Origin of the sequence: Pseudomonas sp. G1002, from assembly GCF_013385455.1 — a bacterium.
Classification (GTDB): domain Bacteria; phylum Pseudomonadota; class Gammaproteobacteria; order Pseudomonadales; family Pseudomonadaceae; genus Aquipseudomonas.
Map to the genome: position 1 here is coordinate 218398 of NZ_JACAPY010000016.1, position 21607 is coordinate 240004.

A 21607-nucleotide genomic window follows, 5' to 3' on the forward strand; every position below is an offset into this window, starting at 1 on the left:
GCCCTGATCTTTGTTTAAAAAGACTGGGACTGCTGCGCAGTCCAGCGGGAGCAAGCTCCCTCGCCACAATGACGGTGTCAACAGCCCCGGGAACTAGCCCGGTACGCGGCGGATTTTCGCGCCGAGCATCTGCAGCTTCTCTTCGATGCACTCGTAACCACGGTCTATGTGGTAGATGCGGTCGATGAGGGTGTCGCCGTCAGCGCACAGCGCCGAGATCACCAGGCTGGCGGAGGCACGCAGGTCGGTAGCCATCACTGGCGCGCCCTTGAGCTTCTCGATGCCGGTCACGATGGCGGTGTTGCCTTCGACCTGGATCTTGGCGCCCATGCGGTGCAGCTCGTACACGTGCATGAAGCGGTTTTCGAAGATGGTCTCGATCACGGCACCGGTGCCTTCGGCAATCGCGTTCAGGGAAATGAACTGCGCCTGCATGTCGGTCGGGAACGCCGGGTACGGAGCGGTACGCACGTTAACGGCTTTTGGCCGCTTGCCATGCATGTTCAGCTCGATCCAGTCTTCACCGGTGGTGATCTCGGCGCCGGCTTCCTTGAGTTTTTCCAGGACGGCTTCGAGGATGGTCGGATCAGTGTCCTTGACCTTGACACGGCCACCGGTGACGGCAGCAGCGACCAGGTAGGTACCGGTCTCGATGCGGTCCGGCATCACCTTGTAGGTAGCCGAATGCAGGCGTTTCACGCCATCAATGGTGATGGTGTCGGTGCCGGCGCCGGTGATGTTGGCACCCATGGCGATCAGGAAGTTGGCCAGGTCGACCACTTCCGGCTCGCGCGCGGCGTTTTGCAGCACGCTGCGGCCATTGGCCAGGGCAGCGGCCATCATGATGTTCTCGGTACCGGTCACACTGACGGTATCAAAGAAGAAGTTTGCGCCACGCAGGCCGCCTTCCGGCGCCTTGGCCTTGATGTAGCCGCCTTCGACGTCAATGGTTGCACCCATGGCTTCGAGGCCACGGATGTGCAGGTCCACCGGACGCGAACCGATGGCGCAACCGCCAGGCAGTGCGACTTCGGCTTCGCCGAACCGGGCAACCATCGGGCCCAGTACCAGGATCGAGGCGCGCATGGTTTTCACCAGCTCGTACGGTGCGATCAGGGTCTTGATGGTGCGCGGGTCGATTTCGACGCTGAGTTTCTCGTCGATCACCGGCTCGATGCCCATGCGACCGAACAACTCGATCATGGTGGTGATGTCATGCAGGTGCGGCAGGTTGGCCACGGTAACCGGGCCATCGCACAGCAAGGTCGCTGCCAGGATCGGCAGGGCGGAGTTCTTCGCCCCGGAAATACGGATCTCGCCGTCAAGACGAGCACCGCCGGTAATAATCAATTTATCCATAAGAATCTCGACGCCTTGGGGGCTCAGGTGCGCTCGGCCCAGGCCGCGCGGCTGAAAAATTTCATAGTGACCGCATGGATGCTGCCATCGGTGATCCACGGGTTCAAATGGGCATAGATCTGCTGCTGACGCTTGACCGGGCTCAATGCCGCCAGTTCATCGCTAATCACGTTCAGCTGGAAATTGCAGCCTTCGCCCTCAACTTCAACATTAGTTTCGGGCAGCTTTCCTTCAAGGAAGCTTTTAACTTCTAGGGCCTGCATGATCAACCTCTATGGGCGCCCAGTGCGCGCGGGTCGCACATCATACAAAAAAGCCCCGCGCCTGCGAACCCCGCATAGCAGGACTCTGACGGGGGGCTTCTTTAATAATGTGTATTAAGGATGCGCCAACAGCTCGGTCAGACCGGAAACCTCAGCGATTTCACGCATGTCTTCGGGCAATGCACGAATGCTCACCGGCTTTTTGACGGCCTGCGCATCGCGCATGAAACACAGCAGCAACGACAAGCCGACGCTGCTGGACTTCACCACCGCCGAGCAATCCAGCACCAGCGCAGGAGCGGTACTGGCATTGATCAGCGCCTGGCCCTGCTTGCGCAGGGCGGGTCCAGTGCTGTAATCCAGCACGCCGCTGAGCAACAGCTCACCGGACTCGCCAAGGCGAATGGCCGACTCGGTCATTGGGCAGGCTTCCCGGCAGCTTTGTCGGTTTCTTCCTTGGCCTTGGCCACTTCACCGGCCCAACCGTTGATGGTTTTGTCCAGGTCGTTGCCATTGCGCTGCATGGCATCCGCGAACTGGTCACGGAACAGCTTGCCAATGTTGATGCCGTTGATGATCACGTTACGCAGTTTCCACTCGCCGTTGACCTTCTCGAGCGTGTACTGCACAGGGTAGACCGCACCGTTGTTGCCCTTGACGCTCATGTTGACGCTGGTGCGGTCACCTGACTCATCCCCGGCAGGGGCGACGGTAATCCCCTGGTTGTTGTACTCCAGCAGGGCGTTGCCGTAGAACTGGAACAAGCCCTTCTTGAAGTTTTCCTGGAATGTCTGCATCTGCGCAGGCGTAGCCTTGCGCGAATACTTGACGGTCATGATGCTTTTGGAAATACCTTCAGCATCAACAACAGGCCCGACAATCGTGTTCAGCGCGTTATAGAACTGACTCGGGTCCTGCTTGTACTTTTCCTTGTTGGCACTCAGGTCAGCCAACATCTTGTTGGTGGTGTCCTGCACCAGGTCATGCGCAGAACCGCCGGCAGCGGCGTTAGCCATCAACGGCAGTGCCGCGAGCAGTACCAACAGGCCACGTCGCAAAGTAGAGATCATGAACACATTCCTCATTTGGCGTCTTTATTGACGGTATTGAGCAGGAATTTACCGATCAAGTCCTCCAGCACCAACGACGACTGTGTGTCATGAATGGTCGAACCATCCTTGAGCAGGGCAGATTCCCCGCCGACGCTGATGCCGATGTACTTCTCGCCCAGCAGGCCAGCGGTGAGGATAGACGCAGTGGAGTCAGTCGGCAGGTTATCTACCTTCTTGTCCACCTGCATGGTCACACGGCCGGTGAAGCTGTCGCGGTCCAGATCGATTGCCGTGACCTTGCCGATGGTTACACCCGCCATGGTCACTTTAGCTCTGACAGTCAAACCGGCGATATTGTCGAAGTAGGCGTAAAGTTTATAAGTATCGGCGGTGGGGCTGGCCGATAGGCCGCTGACTCGCAGGGCGAGCAACAGTAAAGCCAGGATGCCAGCCAGCAAGAAAAGGCCGACACCGATTTCCACAGTGCGGTTTTGCATCAGAAATCTCCAAACATCAAGGCGGTCAAAATGAAGTCAAGGCCCAGTACCGCCAGCGAGGCGTACACAACGGTCTTGGTGGTGGCGCGACTGATCCCTTCTGAGGTGGGCTCACAGTCATAGCCTTGGAATACGGCGATCCAGGTCACTACAAAGGCGAAGACGATGCTTTTAATGATGCCGTTGAGCACGTCGCCGCTGAAGGTCACGCTGTTTTGCATGTTGCCCCAGTAGGAGCCGTCGTAGACCCCCAGCCAGTCAACCGCGACCCAGGAACCGCCCCAGATTCCCACCACGCTGAACACCATCGCCAGCAGTGGCAGGGAAATGAAGCCGGCCCACAGACGCGGGGCAACAATGTACTTGAGCGGATCGACACCGATCATTTCCAGGCTGGACAGCTGTTCGGTGGCCTTCATGTTGCCGATTTCGGCCGTCAGTGCCGAACCGGCACGCCCGGCAAACAGGAGAGCGGTCACCACCGGGCCCAACTCACGCAACAGCGTCAGGGCAACCATCTGCCCAACAGCCTGCTCGGACCCGTAGCTGGAGAGGATATTGAAGCCTTGCAGCGCCAGCACCATGCCGATGAACACCCCGGAGACCACGATGATCACCAGAGACATCACACCCACGGAGTGCAGTTGCTTGATCAGCAGGCCGAAACCGCCGCCAATACCGCCGCGGCCGAGCAAGGCATGAAACAGGAAAATCGTCGAACGCCCCAGCACACCGATGATATCGATGCCGGAGCGACCGAAAAGGCGAACCTTTTCGAGTAATGATGTCTTGCGCATCAGCGCTTCCCCAGAAGATCTGAGCGGTAGTCCGCTGCCGGAAAGTGAAAAGGCACCGGGCCATCGGGATCGCCGGTCATGAATTGGCGAATGCGCGGGTTGTCTGCGTTCATCAGTTCTTCAGGCGTGCCCTGCCCCAGCACCTGGCCATCGCCCACTACATATAGGTAGTCGGCAATGCTCGCGGTCTCGGCCAGGTCGTGGGAAACCACGATACTGGTGATACCCAACGCATCATTGAGCAGGCGGATCAGGCGTACCAGCACCCCCATGGCGATCGGGTCCTGGCCAACGAAAGGCTCGTCGTACATGAGAATCTGCGGGTCGAGGGCGATGGCACGCGCCAGGGCGACACGACGCTTCATGCCTCCGGACAACTCGTCGGGCATCAAATCGATAGCACCGCGCAGCCCGACGGCCTGCAATTTCAGCAACACAATGTCACGAATCATTTCATCGGACAGCTGTGTATGCACCCGCAGCGGGAACGCCACGTTTTCGAAAACATCGAGATCGGTAAACAACGCGCCGCTCTGGAACAGGACGCCCATGTGTTTGCGGGCATCGAACAGGTCACTGCGCGAAAGGGTCGGCAGGTTCTGGCCATTGACCCAGACTTCACCGGCGGAGGGGCGCAATTGCATGCCCATCAGGCGCAGCAGCGTAGTCTTGCCGCAGCCGGAAGGCCCCATGATGCCCGTGACTTTGCCGCGGGGAATGCGAATATCCACATTATTGAAGATGCTGCGCGTACCGCGCTTGAAGGAAAGGCCCTTCAGCTCGACCGCGTAGGCGTTATCGGCACTCATCTAAACTCCTTGGGATGCAGCCTTTCACTCAGACACTTTGTTTTCGACAAATGCTTGCGCCGAATAGACAAAAAGGCCGTGCGGACCGAACTGGCCGCGAACTATATCACTGCTGGTACAGCGCCCCCAAGGCCGGAACAGAGCTTGTTCAGAAACAGGACAGCTAAAAAATCCTGGCTGAGGTTCAATCTCAACCACAGGTGGATTGAATAAAGCCTGACGAACTTGTGTGAGGGAATTGATCATTACCGTTATAATCGCCGACTTTTCGTCAGGCTATACGATTTCAGACATGAGCCAATCCAGCGACCTTATTCAATCCGCACAACGCACCATCCGCCTCGAGCTTGAAGCCGTAGAAGGCTTGCTGGCCCATATCGACGCGGATTTCGTACGCGCCTGCGAGATGATTCTGGCCAGCAAGGGCCGCGTAGTGGTGGTCGGCATGGGCAAATCCGGGCATGTCGGCAACAAGATCGCCGCCACCCTGGCGAGCACCGGGACCACCGCGTTCTTCGTGCATCCGGCCGAAGCCAGCCACGGCGACATGGGCATGATCACCCGGGACGACATCATCCTGGCACTGTCCAACTCCGGCACCACCAACGAAATCGTGACCCTGCTGCCGCTGATCAAGCGCCTGGGTATCCAACTGATCAGCGTGACCGGCAACCCGGACTCGACGCTGGCAAAAGCCGCCGAAGTGAATTTGAACGTGCACGTTGCCCACGAGGCCTGCCCGCTGAACCTGGCACCGACCTCCTCCACCACCGCTGCCCTGGTCATGGGCGATGCGCTGGCCGTGGCATTGCTGGAAGCCCGCGGGTTTACCGCCGAAGACTTCGCGTTTTCCCACCCGGGCGGCGCCCTTGGCCGTCGCCTGCTGCTGAAAGTGGAAAACGTCATGCACGCCGGCGACGAGCTGCCACAAGTGCCACGCGGCACCTTGCTGAAAGATGCCTTGATGGAAATGACCCTCAAGCGCCTGGGCATGACCGTAATCCTGGAGTCCGACGGGCGGCTGGCCGGAGTCTTCACCGACGGCGACCTGCGCCGCACCCTGGACCGCAACCTCGACATCCAGACCGCCACCATCGACGAAGTCATGACGCCTCACGGCAAGACCGCACGCCCTGACATGCTCGCGGCCGAAGCACTGAAGATCATGGAAGACCACAAGATCCTGGCGCTGGTGGTGGTCGACAGCGACGACCGTCCGGTTGGCGCCCTGAACATGCACGACTTGCTGCGTGCGGGAGTGATGTAAATGACCACCGACCTGTTGCAACGGGGCAAGCACATCAAGCTGGCGATTTTCGACGTCGACGGCGTGCTGACGGATGGCCGCCTGTACTTTCTGGAAGACGGCAGCGAATTCAAGACGTTCAACACCCTCGACGGCCAGGGCATCAAGATGCTGATGGCGGCGGGCGTGCAAACCGGCATCATCAGCGGTCGCAAGACCCCGGTTGTGGAACGCCGCGCACAAAACCTGGGTATTCCTCACCTGTATCAGGGCCGCGAGGATAAACTGGTGGTTCTGGACGAGCTTCTTGGCCAACTCAACCTAAGCTATGAGCAGGTTGCGTACCTGGGTGACGATTTACCCGACCTGCCGGTGATTCGCCGGGTCGGCCTGGGCATGGCCGTGGCCAATGCGGCGGCGTTCGTTCGCGAACACGCCCATGGTGTAACCACCGCCCGCGGCGGCGAAGGCGCCGCCCGCGAGTTCTGCGAGTTGATTCTGCGCGCCCAAGGCAGCCTTGAAGCGGCCCACGCCGCCTACCTATAGAGCGTTTTATGCTGAGTAAAAAGATTCGCAATTTCCTGATACTTGCAGTCATCGCCGCGGTTTTCCTCGCGGTCGGCTACTGGAATATCAGCCCGGAGCGCTTCCTCGACAAGCCGGTTGCACAGGTTGACGAGAGTGCTATCGACTATTACGCCATCAACGCCCACAGCATCCAGTACCTGCCCGATGGCAAGGTCCAGTATGAAATGACCTCCGACAAGGTCGAACACTTGAAGGCATCCGAGGTCACTTTGCTGACCAAGCCGGACATGAACCTGTACCGCGGCGCCGAATTTCCGTGGCACGTCACCAGCGAGCGTGGCGAGGTCAACCCGGACGGCACCCAAGTGGAACTGATTGACTCGGTGCGGGTAGCCCGCACTGACGCCAAGAACCGCGACACCATTATTACCAGCAGTCGCATGACCGTATTCCCACAGAAGCAATATGCGCAGACCGAGCAAGACGTTAGAATTGACGGCGCTGGCGGTGTATCGACTGGCAAGGGAATGAAAGCGTATTTGAAAGAAAGCAGGATACACCTGCTATCGAACGTAAGAGGACAGTATGAGGCTCGTTAAAACCCTCCCTATTTTGCTCGGCCTGGGCGCAGCACTGGGAAGCGTGAGCGCCTGGGCTCTGCCGAACGATAGCCAGCAACCGATCCACATTCAGGCTGACGATGCGCAGCTGGATGACAAGCAAGGTATCGCGACCTACACGGGCAGCGTGATCATCACCCAGGGCTCGATGAAAGTGACGGGTAACACCGTGACACTGACTCGTACCCCGGCAGGCGATATCGACGTGGTCACTTCGGTGGGCAACCTGGCGTATTTCGAACAACTGCAGAAAGTGGGCGACCCTACGCCGGTCAAAGGCTATGGCAAGACGATCCAGTACCACGCCCAGCAAAACCGCATCGTGCTGATCGACCAGGCCCGGGTCATCAATGACGGCAACACCACCGACGGCGAAAAAATCGTCTACGACACGGTGAAGCAGATCGCCCAGGCCGGCCGTGCTACCGGCTCGAAAATCAGCACGCCGAAGCCGCGTATCGACATGGTTATCCAGCCGAAGCAGAAACCGGGCGCAGCCCAGCCGGCGCCGAAACCCGACGCGAAGAAGGCGAATTAATGGCAACCCTGAAAGCCCAGCATCTGGCCAAGGCTTATAAAAGCCGTCAGGTCGTGCGTGACGTCAGCCTGTCGATCGACAGCGGCCAGATCGTCGGCTTGCTCGGCCCCAACGGTGCCGGCAAGACCACCTGCTTCTACATGATCGTCGGCCTGGTGCAGGCCGATCAAGGCCGCGTCCTGATCGACGACCTGGACGTGAGCCACCAGCCTATGCACGGCCGTGCGCAGGCGGGTATCGGCTATCTTCCCCAGGAAGCATCGATCTTCCGCAAACTGTCGGTTTCCGACAACATCATGGCCATCCTCGAGACCCGCAAGGAACTCGACCGCGCCGGGCGCAAGAAAGAGCTGGAAAGCCTGCTGCAGGAATTCCACATCAACCACATTCGCGACAACCTCGGCATGAGCCTTTCCGGCGGCGAGCGTCGTCGTGTGGAAATCGCCCGTGCGCTGGCCACGGCGCCCAAGTTCATCCTGCTGGACGAACCTTTCGCCGGTGTCGACCCGATCTCGGTCGGCGACATCAAGCAGATCATCCATCATCTCAAGGCCAAGGGCATCGGTGTATTGATCACCGACCACAACGTCCGTGAGACACTCGATATCTGCGAAACCGCCTACATCGTCAACGATGGACAGCTGATTGCCGAAGGTGACTCTGCCACTATCCTGGCCAACGAACTGGTCAAGGAAGTGTATCTGGGTCACGAGTTCCGCCTGTAAACACGGTGGTATCAGGCCATTCGCCATGGAGCGCGGTAGTCAATAAAAACCTCAGTATTTTTATTGTTACCGCGCTCTAGGCAAAGCCCCCGATATCAGGCATATAATTTGCTTATGTTTGGCGCTCACGCGCCCTGTCGTGGATGGCGCATTGCGCCGGCGAATAAGGTGTTAAGCCCCTGCCATGAAACCATCGCTAGTCCTGAGAATGGGCCAGCAGCTGACGATGACACCGCAGCTGCAACAGGCCATCCGCCTGCTCCAATTGTCGACCCTGGACCTGCAACAGGAAATCCAGGAGGCCCTGGAGTCCAATCCGATGCTCGAACGCCAGGAAGAAGGCGACGACTTCGATAATGCAGACCCGCTGGCCGACAACATCGAGCAAAAGCCCAACCCCGACGTACAGGAACCCTCCTATCAGGAAACCGCCCCCACGGTGGATAACCTTGAGGAAGGCGAATGGAACGAACGCATTCCCAACGAACTTCCCGTGGATACCGCCTGGGAAGACGTCTACCAGACCAGCGCCAGCAGCCTGCCCAGCAACGATGACGACGAGTGGGACTTCACCACCCGCACATCAGCCGGCGAGAGCCTGCAAAGCCATTTGCTCTGGCAGCTGAACCTGGCACCGATGTCCGATACCGATCGCCTGATCGCCGTGACCCTGATCGATTGCATCAACAACCAGGGCTACCTGGACGAGACCCTTGAGGAGATCCTCGAGGCGTTCGACCCGGAACTGGACATCGAACTGGACGAAATCGAAGCCGTCCTGCACCGCATCCAGCAATTCGAGCCGGCCGGCATCGGCGCCCGCAACCTCAGCGAGTGCCTGCTGCTGCAACTGCGCCAATTGCCGGCCAAGACGCCTTGGCTGAGCGAAGCGCAGCGCCTGGTCACCGACTACATCGACCTGCTGGGCAGCCGCGACTACAGCCAGCTGATGCGCCGCATGAAGCTCAAGGAAGATGACCTGCGCCAGATCATCGAGCTGGTGCAGAGCCTCAACCCACGCCCGGGCTCGCAGATCGAGTCCAGCGAAGCCGAATATGTCGTGCCCGACGTGATTGTGCGCAAGGACAACGAACGCTGGCTGGTGGAGCTGAACCAGGAATCGGTGCCGCGCCTGCGGGTCAATCCGCAATACGCAGGTTTTGTCCGCCGCGCCGACACCAGCGCCGATAACACCTTCATGCGTAACCAACTGCAGGAAGCCCGCTGGTTCATCAAGAGCCTGCAGAGCCGCAACGAAACCCTGATGAAAGTCGCCACCCAGATCGTCGAGCACCAGCGCGGCTTCCTGGAATACGGCGATGAAGCAATGAAGCCGCTGGTACTGCACGACATCGCCGAGGCGGTGGGCATGCACGAATCAACGATTTCCCGGGTGACCACGCAAAAATTCATGCATACCCCACGGGGTATATATGAGCTGAAATACTTTTTCTCCAGCCACGTCAGCACCTCCGAAGGCGGCGAATGCTCGTCCACGGCGATCCGCGCGATCATCAAAAAACTGGTTGCCGCGGAAAATCAGAAAAAGCCGTTGAGTGACAGCAAGATCGCTGGTTTACTGGAGGCACAAGGCATTCAGGTCGCCCGTCGAACCGTCGCCAAGTACCGCGAGTCCCTAGGGATCGCGCCTTCCAGCGAGCGTAAGCGTTTGATGTGACGGGCGGGCCATAGCGTTCCAGTGGCGGGTATTCCTACCCGCCGCTTTATGCACTGGCAACGAAGGAGAAGCTGTATGCAAGTCAACATCAGTGGACACCATGTAGAAGTCACCCCTCCATTGCGCGAATACGTCGAGCTGAAGCTGAAGAAGCTTGAGGGCCATTTCGACAAGATCACCAACGTGCAGGTCATCATGAAGGTCGACAAGCTTCAGCAGAAAATCGAAGCGACACTTCAGATACCCGGTGGCGAAGTGGTCGCCAATGCCGAACATGAAGACATGTATGCATCAATCGACTTGCTCACAGACAAGCTTGACCGCCAACTTAAAAAGCATAAGGAAAAGCAGCAGAGCCTTCTTCAAGGCACTGGCCGCTAACACTCCCCACCCATGATCCGACTTGAAACCATCCTGACCCCCGGCCGTTCCCTCGTGAACGTGCCGGGCGGCAGTAAAAAGCGCGCCCTCGAACAAATTGCCAACCTGATCGGCCGCGAAGTGCCCGAACTGGATACGCAAGCTGTGTACGAGGCCCTGATCGCCCGTGAAAAGCTCGGCTCCACCGGCTTTGGCAACGGCATCGCCATTCCTCACTGCCGCCTGCAAGGTTGTGAGTCTCCAGTCAGCGCCCTGCTGCACCTGGACGCCCCTATCGATTTCGACGCCATCGACGGCGCGCCGGTCGACCTGCTGTTCGTGCTGCTGGTCCCGCAAGCTGCCACCGATGCGCACCTGGAGCTGCTTCGGCAGATCGCCAGCATGCTCGACCGCAAGGACGTACGCGACAAACTGCGTAGTGCCTCAAGCAATGAGGCGCTCTACCAGGTTGTCCTGGATGAACAAAACGGGCATTAATCATGCGTTTGATCATCGTCAGCGGCCGTTCCGGCTCAGGTAAAAGCACGGCCCTCAATGTTCTTGAGGACAACGGCTTCTATTGCATCGACAACCTGCCCGCCGGCCTGCTACCGGAACTGGCGGAACGCGCGCTGATTCATACCGAGCTGGCGCAACCGCTGGTCGCCGTGTCGATCGACGCCCGCAACCTGCCCAGCCACCTCACACGCTTTCCTGAACTGCTCGAAGAAGTGCGGGCCAAGCATATCCATTGCGATGTGTTGTACCTGGACGCCGACGAAGAGACCCTGCTCAAGCGCTTCTCCGAAACCCGTCGCCGCCACCCGTTGAGCAGCCCTCATCGTTCCCTGGCCGAAGCCATCGAGGACGAGACCAAACTGCTGGGGCCGATCATTGACCTGGCCGACCTCAAGATCAACACCACCAGCCTGAACCTGTATCAACTGCGGGATGCGATCAAGCTGCGCCTGCTGAACCAGCCGGAGCCAGGCACGGCGTTCCTTGTCGAGTCGTTCGGTTTCAAGCGCGGCATGCCGGTAGATGCCGACCTGGTGTTCGATGTGCGCTGCCTGCCCAACCCGTACTGGAAGCCGGAACTGCGGGATCAGTCGGGGCTGGACCAACCTGTGGCCGAGTACCTGGCGGCGCAACCGGATGTCGAGGAAATGTACCAGGACATCTCCAGCTACCTGCTCAAATGGCTGCCGCGTTTTGCGGCCAGCAATCGGGCTTATGTCACCATCGCCATTGGCTGCACCGGCGGCCACCACCGATCCGTCTACCTGACCGAACGCCTGGGCAAGGTGCTGCAACAAACCCTCAAGAACGTCCAGGTTCGCCACCGCGACCTCAGCTGAAAGGAACACCCCCGCGATGCCCGCTCTGGAAATTGAAATCATCAACAAGCTGGGCCTGCACGCCCGGGCCTCGGCCAAGTTCGTCGGCGTCGCCGGGCAGTTCCCTTGCCAGATCCGCGCCGGGCGCACCCCGGAATCCATGGTCGACGGCAAAAGCATCATGGCCATGATGATGCTGGCTGCGGGCAAGGGCACGAAGATTCATTTGAAGACCGAAGGCGAGCAAGAGCAGGAAGCGATGGGTGCCCTGGTAGCGTTGATCAATAATTTCTTTGATGAGGGCGAGTAGGTAATCGCCCCTCCCCTGCGTCAGTTGGACAGCAGTTTGCCGTTGAACAGAATCTTCAACGTCTTGACCGTCAGTACGGCCAGGGCGATCGTCAGGAAAGCCAGGATCAGATAGGCAATCGCTTCCAGGATCACGCCTCCTTTGGCATCGGCATATTTCAACGCAGCGTTGCTCAATGCCGCAATCGGAAAGCTGATTGCCCACCAGGCAGGAGAAAAAGGCGCGGCCTGACGGAATACTTTGAATGCCAGCACCCCAAACAGGAACAGGCCAAAGTAGAAGAGCACGCTGGCAAAGTAGTCGACGCTGCCAAAGAAGTTGGTGTAAGCCAGAAAGCCGACTTCAAAGGGGGCGATAAGTATCATCAGCGAAGGTGTCATACCTTTGGCCATCACCGGCTCGTGAACCAGACGTGAAAAAATTCGCGTGAAGAACACCAGCGCAATCACACTCCCTACCGCCATCGCGAACAGATTGAACTCGTATGCCCACGCCATGGGCATGTGGGCACCTGTCACCGCGATGTCGAGCGCCGCCACCCCCGGGATCAGCCAGGCAGGCACCGCATATTGCGACTCCTGATTACCGGACAACAGTCGCGAGAGCACAATTGCCGCCAGGATCATGGTCAGCAGGCTACCCAACATCCAAAGCCCTTGGCTGATCAGGGTGCTAGCTGAACCTACGACTGCCGACAGCAGCAGCAACGCGATCGTCACCGTGCCAAAGAAATTTCCTGATATCGGGTGATTGAACTCAGCTTTGACCGCCGCAGGGTATTTAACCCACTTGGTGAGATACCCCGCCACCAGTGCGATAAACACCAGAATGGCAAACCCACCAATGACCGCTCCGATCATTTGCGCGTAAGCCACATATTCACTGGCGGACTGCCAGGCCAGGCTCAGGCCGGCCAACCCCATCACGGCGCCAAACAAATTGATGGGAAGATTCTTGATGGACCCCGACCGCTCGCTCGATTCGACAGCGAAGGGGGGAAGTGGCGCGTTACAGATGCTCATGCGGGTCTCCGGTTGACGATAAAGCACGTGACGGACAGTGTCGCCTACCTCCCCTCTGTCCTATAGTGTCGCTTAACGACGATTTCAGCCAATTCCACTACGGAGACCGACACCATGCGAATTGCCCTCCTGGCGTTTCCCCGTGTGCAAATGCTGGATGTCGTGGGCCCTGCCGATGTGTTCGCTGAAGCGGCCAGGCAATTGGGCAATTCCCGTGCATACCGGATCTCGGTCATCGGTACCGTCGCCGGGCAGATCAAGGGAACCAATGGGCTTCGCCTGGCCACGGATGACTCCATCGAGACGTTCAAGGGGGCTATCGATACGCTGCTGATCGCAGGAAGCCCCAGCGTGAATGATGTGGCACACGACGCCCACCTGCGGGACTGGGTGCGCTACCAGGCCACGCGCGTGCGGCGGATAGGCTCGGTTTGCAGTGGCGCTTTTGTGCTGGGGGCTGCTGGCTTGCTGGTCGGGCGACGCGTCACCACGCACTGGAATTCCAGTGCATTGCTGGCCAGGCAATACCCCGATGCCGTGGTCGAACCGGACAGCATTTTTATCCGCGACGGTAACCTGTACACCTCCGCCGGTGTGACGGCCGGTATGGATCTGGCGCTCGCGTTAGTCGAGGAGGACCACGGCCGTGATTTGGCGCTCAGTGTGGCCAGGGAAATGGTGATGTACTTCAAACGGCCGGGCGGCCAGTCACAGTTCAGCGCCCAACTGGCGGCACAGACCGCAGAGCGCACGAACATTCGCCAGATACAGACCTATATCGTCGACAACCTGGCCGCAGACCTGAGCGTGGCATTGCTGGCCCAGCGCGCTGACATGAGCGAACGCAACTTTGCCCGGGTATTCAAGGCCGAGGGTGGATTCACCCCTGCCGAGTTCGTGGAGCTGGCACGTATCGACCAGGCACGGCGGCTGATCGAAGGCTCGAATGTCTCGCTCAAACGCCTGGCCGATCAGGTCGGCTATGCCAATGTTGATGGGTTCCGGCGCGCCTTCGTTCGCCGCCTGGGCGTTACCCCCAGCGACTACCGCAAGCGCTTCTTGTAGAAGCGCGACAGCCTCAGCCCAACGCCGTATCCATCACCATCATCAAGCAAAACCCGATACACAGCCCCAGGCTGGCGAGCTTGTCATGGCCATTGCGCCGCGACTCGGGAATGACTTCGTGAGTCACCACCAGCAGCATGGCCCCGGCCGCCAGCGCCAGCCCCAGCGGCAACAGCACCTGAGCAAGGCTCACCAGCCAGGCACATAGCACCGCAAACACCGGCTCCACCAGCCCTGACGCTGCGCCGATCAGGAATGCCTTGACCCGCGACATCCCTGCCCCGGCCAGCACCAACGCAATCACCAGTCCCTCCGGCACATCCTGCAAGGCAATACCCATGGCGAGGCTGTCGGCATCCGGCATGCCGCCGCCTGCCGAGACACCCACGGCCATGCCTTCGGGAATGTTGTGGGCAATGATGGCGAACACAAACAGCCAGATACGCGGCGGTATCACCGGATGATCCGGACTGCCCACCAGCATTTCCGGGCTCGCGCCGGAGACCTTGCGATCCACCAGATACAGCCCGAACGCGCCCAGCATGATGCCGAAACTGATCAATCCACTGGCGCCCCATGGCGTCAGCCCCAGGCTTTGGGCAGCCGCAATACCCGGCACGATCAGCGAAAACGCCGTAGCGGCCAACATCACCCCGGCACCGAAGCCGAGCAGCGTGTCGCTCACCGCCAATGGCATCCGGCGGATCACCAGTACCGGCACGGCACCCAGGGCGGTGCCGAGCGCGCAGATGGCCCCGCCCTGCAAGGCACGCAGGATGCGCGGTTCCAGGTCAAGCCAGGCCAGCCCTTGGGCCACCAGCAATGCAGTTCCTGCCAATAGCAGCAGCGAGCCAAACGCATAACGAAACATTCGCACGCTGCTGATCGCCAGTGTTTCAGTGCCCATAGTCGGCCTTAGATCTTGTTATAGAGGAGTTTCAGCCCAGCGCAGCCTGGTAGCGGCCGGCAACTTCCGGCCAGTTGATGACGCTGTAGAACGCATTGATGTATTCCGGACGACGGTTCTGGTACAGCAGGTAATAAGCGTGTTCCCAGACGTCCAGGCCGAGGATTGGCGTATTGCCGTTCATCAACGGGCTGTCCTGGTTGCCGCTGCTTTCCACCACCAGGGTCTTTTGCGGCGTCACGCTCAACCACGCCCAGCCGCTGCCGAAACGGGTCAAGGCAGCTTTGGTGAAGGCCTCTTTGAAGGCGTCGAAACCGCCCAACTGCTCGTCGATGGCGTCACCCAGCGCGCCGTCTGGCTTGCCGCCGCCCTTGGGCGACATGACAGCCCAGAACAACGAGTGGTTGGCGTGGCCGCCGCCCTGGTTGATCACCGCCGCCCGGAGTTTTTCCGGCAGTTGCTGGACGCTGGACACCAGTTTCTCCACCGGCCAAGCGGCAAACTCGGTGCCTTCGACGGCTGCGTTGAGGTTGTTGATGTAGGTCTGGTGGTGCTTGGTGTAATGGATCTCCATGGTTTGTGCGTCGATATGCGGTTCAAGGGCATCGTAGGCGTAAGGCAAGGCCGGCAAGGTGTAGGACATATCAATGAGCTCCATAAAAAGGGCTGTTGCGGGTCGACGCATCCGATGGCGCCACGTTGCTGCCCAGCAGGCGGTGGGTACGTGGGTACTCACCGTGATCGCTGATGAAATTCAGCAGTTCGACGTAGGTCTTGCTGCTCTGACGCAGGGCCGCTTCCCGCAATAGCGGGTTAAGACGGGTGTCTTGCATGGTCTGCAACAGGCGCTGGTGAATGGCGCAGAGGTATTCCGCGCTTTCTTCCGGCTGGTTCAGGCGCAAGTGCAGGTCGGCCAGGTTGTGATGGGAAATGACGCAAGCCGCCACCGCTTCGTCGGCATCCGCCCAGCGCTCAAACAACACTTGAGCCAGGGCCAGGGCTTGCAGGTAGGCCTCGCGGGCATCTACCAGCTCGCCCGCCATAAAGCAGCGATTGGCCCGTTCGATCGTGCGTTTCCAGTGCTCCATGGTGAGCCTCCAAAGCAGGGTCGGTGATTACACGCCGCCGGCCGTGAGCTTTTCCGGATCCAGCAGGATTTCCAGTTGGCTGCGGGGCAAGTCGGTATGTTCGAGCGCCACATCAATCACCGGACGGCCTTGTTGATAGGCCTTCTTGGCGATTTCGGCGGCCTTTTGGTAACCGATGATCGGGTTGAGTGCGGTCACCAGGATCGGATTGCGCGACAGCGCTTCCTTGAGCTTGGCTTCGTTGACCTTGAAGCTGGCGATGGCCTTGTCGGCCAGCAGTCGGCTGGAGTTGGCCAGCAACTCCAGGCTGCCGAGCAGGTTCTGGGCAATGATCGGCAGCATCACGTTGAGTTCGAAGTTGCCGGACTGGCCGGCGATGGTAATCACCGTGTCGTTGCCGATGACTTGTGCGGCAACCATGGCGGTGGCTTCCGGGATCACCGGGTTGACCTTGCCGGGCATGATCGAAGAGCCCGGCTGCAGGCCTTCCAGCTCGATTTCACCAAGGCCCGCCAATGGGCCGGAGTTCATCCAGCGCAGGTCGTTGGCGATTTTCATCAGGGACACGGCGGTGGTCTTGAGCTGCCCGGAGACCGCGACGGCCGTGTCCTGGGAGCCGATCAGCGCGAACAGGTTCTTGCCTGGGGTGAACTGGACGTGGGTCAGGCTGCTCAGTTGCTGGCTGAAGCGCGCTGCAAACTCCGGATGCGCATTGATCCCGGTGCCGACTGCAGTGCCACCCTGGGCCAGCGCCTGCAAACTCGGCAGCAGGTCTTGCAGATGACCGATATTGGCCTTGAGCTGCTGCGCCCAGCCATTGAGCACCTGGCTCATGCGCACCGGCATGGCGTCCATCAGATGCGTCCGACCGGTCTTGACGAAACGGTGCACCTCCTCGGCCTTGTGCTCGATCACCTGGACCAGGTGCAGCAGCGCCGGCAGGGTTTGCTCATGCAGCACCAGCGCCGCGCTGACGTGAATGGTGGTGGGGATGATGTCGTTGCTGCTCTGGCCGCAGTTGACGTGATCGTTAGGGTTGACCGGCTCGCCCAGCAAGCGGCTGGCGAGGGTCGCAATCACTTCGTTGGCGTTCATGTTGGAGCTGGTGCCGGAACCGGTCTGGAAGATATCCACCGGGAAATGCTGCATGAAATCGCCTTCCAGCAAGCCTTGGGCGGCATCAACGATGGCCTTGCCCTGGGCTTCGCTCAGTTGTTTCAGCTCGACGTTGGCTTTAGCAGCGGCAGCCTTGGCCAGAATCAACGCACGAATGAACTGCGCCGGCATGCGCTGGTGGCTGATGGGAAAGTTGTTCACCGCACGCTGGGTTTGTGCGCCATACAAGGCTTCGGCGGGCACTTGCAGTTCGCCCATGCTGTCGCGTTCGATACGGGTGTTACTCATCGGAAGATCCTTGCACCAGGTCAGAGTGAGAAATCGATGGCAGCAATTCGCAGGTCGCCAATTGCCAGGCAAAGGTCTGCCAGCGCTTGAGGCGGCAGGCACAGTGGGAAAGTTTTTCCAGGTCGCGCAACGGGCGCCAGGCCTGGTCCAGGCACATGGACCGCCAGTGCCAGGGCAAGGCGATGTCGGAGGCGGTGTCCAGCAGCAGGCGGAATGAGGTTTCGCCGATGGTCCACGGGTGGGTCGCAGTGCAACAGGCGAGGTACCGGCCTTCGGCCAGGTAATGTTCGATCAGGCGGGGCTCGTCGGGAGCAAGGCCGCAACGAATCTGACGACTCATCCAACGCCAGCTTTCCAGGTAGGGATCCTCATGCAGGACAGAACTCATGATCCACACTCATTCGGTAATGATATTTATTATTAAATGATATTGAGAATCAAAACAAGAGCCTGAGGAAATCACTCGGAATTCCAGGCACAAAAAAAGGCGCGCCACCCAATGGGTGGCGCGCCTTCTTTATGGCGCCTGTGGCGGGTTAGCTGCCGGCGACGGTCATCTTTTCGATCAACACCGAACCGGTGCGGATGTTGCTGCGCAGTTCCAGGTCATTACCCACCGCGACAATCTGCTTGAACATGTCACGCATGTTGCCCGCGATGGTCACTTCCTGCACGGCGAACTGGATTTCGCCGTTTTCCACCCAGAAACCCGCCGCACCACGGGAGTAATCACCCGTGACCATATTCAGGCCATGGCCCATCAACTCGGTGACCAGCAAGCCACGGCCCATGCGCCGCAACAGCGCCGCCTGGTCTTCATCGCCATGGGTGATGAACAGGTTGTGTACGCCACCGGAGTTGGCGGTGCTTGGCAGGCCGAGTTTGCGACCGGCGTAGGTGCCCAGCACATAGGACACCAGCTCACCGTTCTCGACGAATGGCTTGGCATAGGTGGCCAGGCCATCACCGTCAAACGACGAACTGCCCATGGCGCGCATCAGGTGCGGGCGCTCATCGATGGTCAGCCATTCCGGGAACAGCTTCTGGCCAATCGCACCTTCCAGGAACGACGACTTGCGGTACAGGTTGCCGCCGGAAATCGCCCCAAGGAAACTGCCGAACAAACCACCGGCCAGTTCCGCCGAGAACAACACCGGCACTTCACAGGTCGGCACCGGGCGCGCGCCCAGGCGGCTGGCAGCACGCTGCGCGGCACGCTGGCCGATGAGTACCGGGTCCATCAGCAATTCGCCCTGGCGGTTCACGTCGTACCAGTAATCACGTTGCATCTGGCCGTTGGCTTCGGCGATCATCACGCAGCTCAGGCTGTGACGCGTCGAAGCATAACCGCCGATAAAACCGTGGCTGTTGCCGTATACGCGGCACCCCTGATGAGTACTCAAGGTGGTGCCATCGGCGTTCTTGATCCGGCTGTCGGCATCGAATGCCGCCGCTTCACAGGTCAGTGCCTGCTCAATAGCCTGTTCCGGGGTGATGTCCCAGGCATGGAACAGGTCAAAATCCTTCAAGTCCCGAGCCATCAGGGCTGCATCAGCCAGGCCGGAGCTTTCATCTTCGGAGGTGTGCTTGGCAATCGCCAGCGCTGCTGCAACGGTTTCGCGAATCGCTTCCGGGCCGCTGGCAGAAGTGCTGGCCGAGCCTTTGCGCTGGCCCACGTACAAGGTGATGCCAAACCCCTGGTCGCGGTTGAATTCGACGGTTTCCACTTCCCGCTGGCGCACCGATGTCGACAACCCCTGCTCCAGGGACACCGCCACTTCACAGGCACTGGCCCCCTGGCGCTTGGCCTCGGCAATGATCTGCTCGACTTGTTCCTGCAGTGCCGGTAACGCTTGCGGACCGACGCTTTGGGCTGCACTCATGGTTTTCTCCACTCAAATTCTGCTTTCGGTTAAGGCCTTCTAGCGACCGGGCCGGACAAGCGGCCCCCGACTGGTTATCATGGCGGCGTTTCTTTGCGGACTGCCACCATGGTTGATTCTTACGACGACTCCCTCGATGGGGAAAAAAGCAAATCTCAGGTCAAACGCGAGCTGCATGCTCTGGTTGACCTCGGCGAGCGCCTTACAACACTCAAGCCTGACTTGTGTGCAAAACTGCCATTGACCGACGCCCTGCGCCGGGCTCTGAACGATGCGCCCAAGCACACCGCGAATATCGCGCGTAAACGGCACCTCATGTTCATCGGCAAACTGATGCGCGACCAGGACACTGACGCCATTCTGACTTTGCTCGATCAACTCGATGCCTCCACTCGCCAGTACAACGAGCGCTTCCATAACCTGGAACGCTGGCGTGATCGCCTGATCGCTGGCGATGACGCGGTACTGGAGAAGTTCGTCATCGAGTACCCGGATGCCGATCGCCAACAATTGCGCTCCCTGATCCGTCAGGCCCAGCACGAACTGGCGCAAAGCAAGCCACCGGCCTCCAGCCGAAAAATCTTCAAATACATCCGTGAGCTGGACGATAGTCAACGCGGCCTGCGCTGACCCTCTTCCCCGGGTGGCGGCCTTCGCCACCCGAAGCTCCCGTTCTTACGACCCCGTGCCACCCACGGTGATCGCATCGATTTTCAAGGTTGGCTGGCCGACACCCACCGGCACCGACTGACCATCCTTGCCGCACGTCCCCACACCGCTGTCCAGCGACAGGTCGTTACCGACCATCGACACCTTGCTCATGGCTTCCGGGCCGTTGCCAATCAACGTTGCACCCTTGACCGGCGCGGTGATCTTGCCGTCTTCGATCAAATACGCCTCGCTGGTGGAGAACACGAACTTGCCGCTGGTGATGTCCACCTGCCCACCACCGAGGTTGGCGCAGTAGATGCCGCGTTTCACCGAGGCGATGATTTCGGCCGGATCGCTTTCGCCGCCGAGCATGTAGGTGTTGGTCATGCGCGGCATCGGCAGGTGCGCGTAGGACTCGCGACGACCGTTACCGGTGCGGGCCACGCCCATCAGGCGCGCGTTGAGCTTGTCTTGCATGTAGCCCTTGAGCACACCATTTTCGATCAGTGTGGTGCACTCGGTCGGGGTGCCTTCGTCATCGACGCTCAACGAACCGCGACGCCCGGCCAGGGTACCGTCATCGACGATGGTGCAGAGCTTGGACGCAACCATCTCGCCCATGCGCCCGCTGTAGGCGGAACTGCCCTTGCGGTTGAAATCACCTTCCAGGCCGTGGCCCACCGCTTCATGCAGCAGCACGCCGGACCAGCCAGAGCCCAATACCACCGGCAACGTACCCGCCGGGGCCGGAATTGCTTCCAGATTGACCAGGGCCTGGCGCAACGCTTCACGGGCATACCCCATGGCGCGGTCTTCGGTGAGGAAATAACGGTAGTCGGTACGCCCACCGCCGCCATGGCCACCGCGCTCGCGACGGCCATTCTGTTCAACGATCACGCTGACATTGAAGCGCACCAGCGGCCGCACATCCGCCGCCAGGCCGCCATCGGTGGAGGCCACGAGGATGCGTTCCCACACCCCGGCCATGCTTACGGTGACTTGCTGGATACGCGGATCCAGGGCGCGGGTCGCCGCGTCCACACGCTTGAGCAGCTCGACCTTTTCGGCGCGGCTGATCACTTCCAATGGGTTATCCGGGGCATACAGCTGGGCCACGTCCTGGGTGCTGAACGCCTGCACCGTGCCGTTTTGCCCGGCACGGGAGATCGAACGCGCTGCGCGAGCCGCCAGCCCCAGGGCTTCCAGGGTGATGGCGTTGCTGTAGGCAAAGCCGGTTTTTTCACCGGACTGCGCACGCACACCCACGCCTTGGTCGAGGTTGAAGCTGCCTTCCTTGACGATCCCGTCTTCCAGGGCCCAGGACTCGGAAATCTGCCCCTGGAAATACAGGTCGGCCGCGTCGATGCCTGGCCCGGCCAGATCGCCGAGGACCGTTTGCAAGCTTTCGATGGTCACGCCACCAGGCGCCAGGAGGTGTTCACTGACTGAGGACAACAACTCGCTCATA

General features: G+C 59.9%; 27 protein-coding genes. 12 read left to right on the forward strand and 15 right to left on the reverse strand.

Annotation, left to right across the window (positions count from 1 at the left end; genetic code table 11):
• Positions 1–93: 93 nt before the first annotated feature.
• The 7 genes from murA to HX801_RS07210 all read right to left on the reverse strand — a co-directional run bounded on the left by murA (position 94) and on the right by HX801_RS07210 (position 4777).
• Positions 94–1359, reverse strand: a complete 1266-nt coding sequence (gene murA / locus HX801_RS07180) for a UDP-N-acetylglucosamine 1-carboxyvinyltransferase (RefSeq protein ID WP_003216140.1) — start codon at positions 1357–1359, stop codon at positions 94–96.
• Positions 1360–1382: 23 nt separating this feature from the next.
• Positions 1383–1622 (reverse strand): BolA family protein, encoded by a 240-nt coding sequence (locus HX801_RS07185; protein ID WP_008434291.1) that lies wholly within the window; start codon positions 1620–1622, stop codon positions 1383–1385.
• 114 nt (positions 1623–1736) lie between these two features.
• Complete coding sequence (locus tag HX801_RS07190; protein ID WP_003216137.1) at positions 1737–2042, reverse strand: lipid asymmetry maintenance protein MlaB; 306 nt, start codon at positions 2040–2042, stop codon at positions 1737–1739.
• Positions 2039–2692 (reverse strand): phospholipid-binding protein MlaC, encoded by a 654-nt coding sequence (locus HX801_RS07195; protein ID WP_003216135.1) that lies wholly within the window; start codon positions 2690–2692, stop codon positions 2039–2041. The genes HX801_RS07190 and HX801_RS07195 overlap by 4 nt, the downstream gene beginning before the upstream one ends.
• A gap of 11 nt (positions 2693–2703) precedes the next feature.
• Positions 2704–3171, reverse strand: a complete 468-nt coding sequence (mlaD, locus tag HX801_RS07200; protein ID WP_003216133.1) for an outer membrane lipid asymmetry maintenance protein MlaD — start codon at positions 3169–3171, stop codon at positions 2704–2706.
• Positions 3171–3968 (reverse strand): lipid asymmetry maintenance ABC transporter permease subunit MlaE, encoded by a 798-nt coding sequence (mlaE, locus tag HX801_RS07205; protein WP_003216131.1) that lies wholly within the window; start codon positions 3966–3968, stop codon positions 3171–3173. The genes mlaD and mlaE overlap by 1 nt, the downstream gene beginning before the upstream one ends.
• Complete coding sequence (locus tag HX801_RS07210) at positions 3968–4777, reverse strand: ATP-binding cassette domain-containing protein (RefSeq protein WP_003216128.1); 810 nt, start codon at positions 4775–4777, stop codon at positions 3968–3970. The genes mlaE and HX801_RS07210 overlap by 1 nt, the downstream gene beginning before the upstream one ends.
• A 292-nt stretch (positions 4778–5069) precedes the next feature.
• On the opposite strand from HX801_RS07210, the gene HX801_RS07215 reads away from it, so the two are divergent.
• From HX801_RS07215 to HX801_RS07260, 10 genes are all read left to right on the forward strand, one after another.
• Positions 5070–6044, forward strand: a complete 975-nt coding sequence (locus HX801_RS07215; protein WP_003216126.1) for a KpsF/GutQ family sugar-phosphate isomerase — start codon at positions 5070–5072, stop codon at positions 6042–6044.
• Positions 6045–6569, forward strand: a complete 525-nt coding sequence (locus HX801_RS07220) for an HAD family hydrolase (RefSeq protein ID WP_087692862.1) — start codon at positions 6045–6047, stop codon at positions 6567–6569.
• Positions 6570–6577: 8 nt separating this feature from the next.
• Positions 6578–7150 carry an LPS export ABC transporter periplasmic protein LptC gene (gene lptC / locus HX801_RS07225; RefSeq protein ID WP_003216122.1) on the forward strand — a complete coding sequence of 191 codons (573 nt, stop codon included), beginning with the start codon at positions 6578–6580 and terminating at the stop codon, positions 7148–7150.
• A complete protein-coding gene (lptA, locus tag HX801_RS07230; RefSeq protein WP_023659193.1) occupies positions 7137–7709 on the forward strand; it encodes a lipopolysaccharide transport periplasmic protein LptA in 573 nt (190 codons plus the stop codon). Before lptC ends, lptA begins: the two co-directional genes overlap by 14 nt.
• Entirely contained in the window at positions 7709–8434 is a 726-nt protein-coding gene (gene lptB, locus HX801_RS07235) for an LPS export ABC transporter ATP-binding protein (RefSeq protein WP_003216119.1), read from the forward strand. Before lptA ends, lptB begins: the two co-directional genes overlap by 1 nt.
• 184 nt (positions 8435–8618) lie before the next feature.
• Positions 8619–10112: an RNA polymerase factor sigma-54 gene (locus HX801_RS07240; RefSeq protein WP_003216117.1), complete on the forward strand. Its 1494-nt coding sequence runs from the start codon at positions 8619–8621 to the stop codon at positions 10110–10112.
• Positions 10113–10187: 75 nt separating this feature from the next.
• A complete protein-coding gene (gene hpf / locus HX801_RS07245) occupies positions 10188–10493 on the forward strand; it encodes a ribosome hibernation-promoting factor, HPF/YfiA family (protein ID WP_003216115.1) in 306 nt (101 codons plus the stop codon).
• 12 nt (positions 10494–10505) lie between these two features.
• Positions 10506–10970 carry a PTS IIA-like nitrogen regulatory protein PtsN gene (ptsN, locus tag HX801_RS07250; protein ID WP_003216114.1) on the forward strand — a complete coding sequence of 155 codons (465 nt, stop codon included), beginning with the start codon at positions 10506–10508 and terminating at the stop codon, positions 10968–10970.
• A gap of 2 nt (positions 10971–10972) precedes the next feature.
• Positions 10973–11830, forward strand: coding sequence for an RNase adapter RapZ (gene rapZ / locus HX801_RS07255; RefSeq protein ID WP_003216111.1), 858 nt, complete (start codon positions 10973–10975; stop codon positions 11828–11830).
• Positions 11831–11846: 16 nt separating this feature from the next.
• On the forward strand, positions 11847–12119 hold the full coding sequence (locus HX801_RS07260) for an HPr family phosphocarrier protein (RefSeq protein ID WP_177021835.1): 273 nt from the start codon (positions 11847–11849) through the stop codon (positions 12117–12119).
• A 20-nt stretch (positions 12120–12139) separates the two neighbouring features.
• Here the strand turns inward: HX801_RS07260 and HX801_RS07265 are convergent, their stop codons facing one another.
• A complete protein-coding gene (locus HX801_RS07265) occupies positions 12140–13141 on the reverse strand; it encodes an SLAC1 anion channel family protein (protein ID WP_102369902.1) in 1002 nt (333 codons plus the stop codon).
• A 114-nt stretch (positions 13142–13255) separates the two neighbouring features.
• On the opposite strand from HX801_RS07265, the gene HX801_RS07270 reads away from it, so the two are divergent.
• Positions 13256–14206, forward strand: coding sequence for a GlxA family transcriptional regulator (locus HX801_RS07270; RefSeq protein ID WP_087692865.1), 951 nt, complete (start codon positions 13256–13258; stop codon positions 14204–14206).
• A gap of 13 nt (positions 14207–14219) precedes the next feature.
• Here HX801_RS07270 and HX801_RS07275 read toward each other — a convergent pair whose 3' ends face one another.
• From HX801_RS07275 to pmbA, 6 genes are all read right to left on the reverse strand, one after another.
• Complete coding sequence (locus HX801_RS07275) at positions 14220–15113, reverse strand: ZIP family metal transporter (protein WP_087692866.1); 894 nt, start codon at positions 15111–15113, stop codon at positions 14220–14222.
• Between the two features lie 31 nt (positions 15114–15144).
• Complete coding sequence (locus tag HX801_RS07280; RefSeq protein WP_008434313.1) at positions 15145–15756, reverse strand: superoxide dismutase; 612 nt, start codon at positions 15754–15756, stop codon at positions 15145–15147.
• Position 15757: 1 nt separating this feature from the next.
• Entirely contained in the window at positions 15758–16201 is a 444-nt protein-coding gene (locus tag HX801_RS07285; RefSeq protein WP_003216099.1) for a hypothetical protein, read from the reverse strand.
• A gap of 27 nt (positions 16202–16228) precedes the next feature.
• Positions 16229–17605: an aspartate ammonia-lyase gene (locus HX801_RS07290; protein WP_008434316.1), complete on the reverse strand. Its 1377-nt coding sequence runs from the start codon at positions 17603–17605 to the stop codon at positions 16229–16231.
• Complete coding sequence (locus tag HX801_RS07295; protein ID WP_008434319.1) at positions 17598–17993, reverse strand: hypothetical protein; 396 nt, start codon at positions 17991–17993, stop codon at positions 17598–17600. Before HX801_RS07295 ends, HX801_RS07290 begins: the two co-directional genes overlap by 8 nt.
• 148 nt (positions 17994–18141) lie before the next feature.
• The gene (gene pmbA, locus HX801_RS07300) at positions 18142–19488 is read right to left on the reverse strand and encodes a metalloprotease PmbA (protein WP_003216094.1); all 1347 of its coding nucleotides are present in this window, start codon (positions 19486–19488) and stop codon (positions 18142–18144) included.
• Positions 19489–19596: 108 nt separating this feature from the next.
• Between pmbA and yjgA the strand changes: the two genes are divergently transcribed.
• Positions 19597–20118 carry a ribosome biogenesis factor YjgA gene (gene yjgA / locus HX801_RS07305; protein ID WP_003216092.1) on the forward strand — a complete coding sequence of 174 codons (522 nt, stop codon included), beginning with the start codon at positions 19597–19599 and terminating at the stop codon, positions 20116–20118.
• A gap of 45 nt (positions 20119–20163) precedes the next feature.
• Here the strand turns inward: yjgA and tldD are convergent, their stop codons facing one another.
• Positions 20164–21606, reverse strand: coding sequence for a metalloprotease TldD (gene tldD, locus HX801_RS07310; protein ID WP_010170608.1), 1443 nt, complete (start codon positions 21604–21606; stop codon positions 20164–20166).
• Position 21607: the final 1 nt, after the last annotated feature.

Bases quoted from the DNA above. Each gene is read 5' to 3' on its own strand.
- murA (WP_003216140.1), bottom strand. From the start codon at position 1,359: ATGGATAAATTGATTATTACCGGCGGTGCTCGTCTTGACGGCGAGATC.
- HX801_RS07185 (WP_008434291.1), bottom strand. From the start codon at position 1,622: ATGCAGGCCCTAGAAGTTAAAAGCTTCCTTGAAGGAAAGCTGCCCGAA.
- HX801_RS07190 (WP_003216137.1), bottom strand. From the start codon at position 2,042: ATGACCGAGTCGGCCATTCGCCTTGGCGAGTCCGGTGAGCTGTTGCTC.
- HX801_RS07195 (WP_003216135.1), bottom strand. From the start codon at position 2,692: ATGATCTCTACTTTGCGACGTGGCCTGTTGGTACTGCTCGCGGCACTG.
- mlaD (WP_003216133.1), bottom strand. From the start codon at position 3,171: ATGCAAAACCGCACTGTGGAAATCGGTGTCGGCCTTTTCTTGCTGGCT.
- mlaE (WP_003216131.1), bottom strand. From the start codon at position 3,968: ATGCGCAAGACATCATTACTCGAAAAGGTTCGCCTTTTCGGTCGCTCC.
- HX801_RS07210 (WP_003216128.1), bottom strand. From the start codon at position 4,777: ATGAGTGCCGATAACGCCTACGCGGTCGAGCTGAAGGGCCTTTCCTTC.
- HX801_RS07215 (WP_003216126.1), top strand. From the start codon at position 5,070: ATGAGCCAATCCAGCGACCTTATTCAATCCGCACAACGCACCATCCGC.
- HX801_RS07220 (WP_087692862.1), top strand. From the start codon at position 6,045: ATGACCACCGACCTGTTGCAACGGGGCAAGCACATCAAGCTGGCGATT.
- lptC (WP_003216122.1), top strand. From the start codon at position 6,578: ATGCTGAGTAAAAAGATTCGCAATTTCCTGATACTTGCAGTCATCGCC.
- lptA (WP_023659193.1), top strand. From the start codon at position 7,137: ATGAGGCTCGTTAAAACCCTCCCTATTTTGCTCGGCCTGGGCGCAGCA.
- lptB (WP_003216119.1), top strand. From the start codon at position 7,709: ATGGCAACCCTGAAAGCCCAGCATCTGGCCAAGGCTTATAAAAGCCGT.
- HX801_RS07240 (WP_003216117.1), top strand. From the start codon at position 8,619: ATGAAACCATCGCTAGTCCTGAGAATGGGCCAGCAGCTGACGATGACA.
- hpf (WP_003216115.1), top strand. From the start codon at position 10,188: ATGCAAGTCAACATCAGTGGACACCATGTAGAAGTCACCCCTCCATTG.
- ptsN (WP_003216114.1), top strand. From the start codon at position 10,506: ATGATCCGACTTGAAACCATCCTGACCCCCGGCCGTTCCCTCGTGAAC.
- rapZ (WP_003216111.1), top strand. From the start codon at position 10,973: ATGCGTTTGATCATCGTCAGCGGCCGTTCCGGCTCAGGTAAAAGCACG.
- HX801_RS07260 (WP_177021835.1), top strand. From the start codon at position 11,847: ATGCCCGCTCTGGAAATTGAAATCATCAACAAGCTGGGCCTGCACGCC.
- HX801_RS07265 (WP_102369902.1), bottom strand. From the start codon at position 13,141: ATGAGCATCTGTAACGCGCCACTTCCCCCCTTCGCTGTCGAATCGAGC.
- HX801_RS07270 (WP_087692865.1), top strand. From the start codon at position 13,256: ATGCGAATTGCCCTCCTGGCGTTTCCCCGTGTGCAAATGCTGGATGTC.
- HX801_RS07275 (WP_087692866.1), bottom strand. From the start codon at position 15,113: ATGGGCACTGAAACACTGGCGATCAGCAGCGTGCGAATGTTTCGTTAT.
- HX801_RS07280 (WP_008434313.1), bottom strand. From the start codon at position 15,756: ATGTCCTACACCTTGCCGGCCTTGCCTTACGCCTACGATGCCCTTGAA.
- HX801_RS07285 (WP_003216099.1), bottom strand. From the start codon at position 16,201: ATGGAGCACTGGAAACGCACGATCGAACGGGCCAATCGCTGCTTTATG.
- HX801_RS07290 (WP_008434316.1), bottom strand. From the start codon at position 17,605: ATGAGTAACACCCGTATCGAACGCGACAGCATGGGCGAACTGCAAGTG.
- HX801_RS07295 (WP_008434319.1), bottom strand. From the start codon at position 17,993: ATGAGTTCTGTCCTGCATGAGGATCCCTACCTGGAAAGCTGGCGTTGG.
- pmbA (WP_003216094.1), bottom strand. From the start codon at position 19,488: ATGAGTGCAGCCCAAAGCGTCGGTCCGCAAGCGTTACCGGCACTGCAG.
- yjgA (WP_003216092.1), top strand. From the start codon at position 19,597: ATGGTTGATTCTTACGACGACTCCCTCGATGGGGAAAAAAGCAAATCT.
- tldD (WP_010170608.1), bottom strand. From the start codon at position 21,606: ATGAGCGAGTTGTTGTCCTCAGTCAGTGAACACCTCCTGGCGCCTGGT.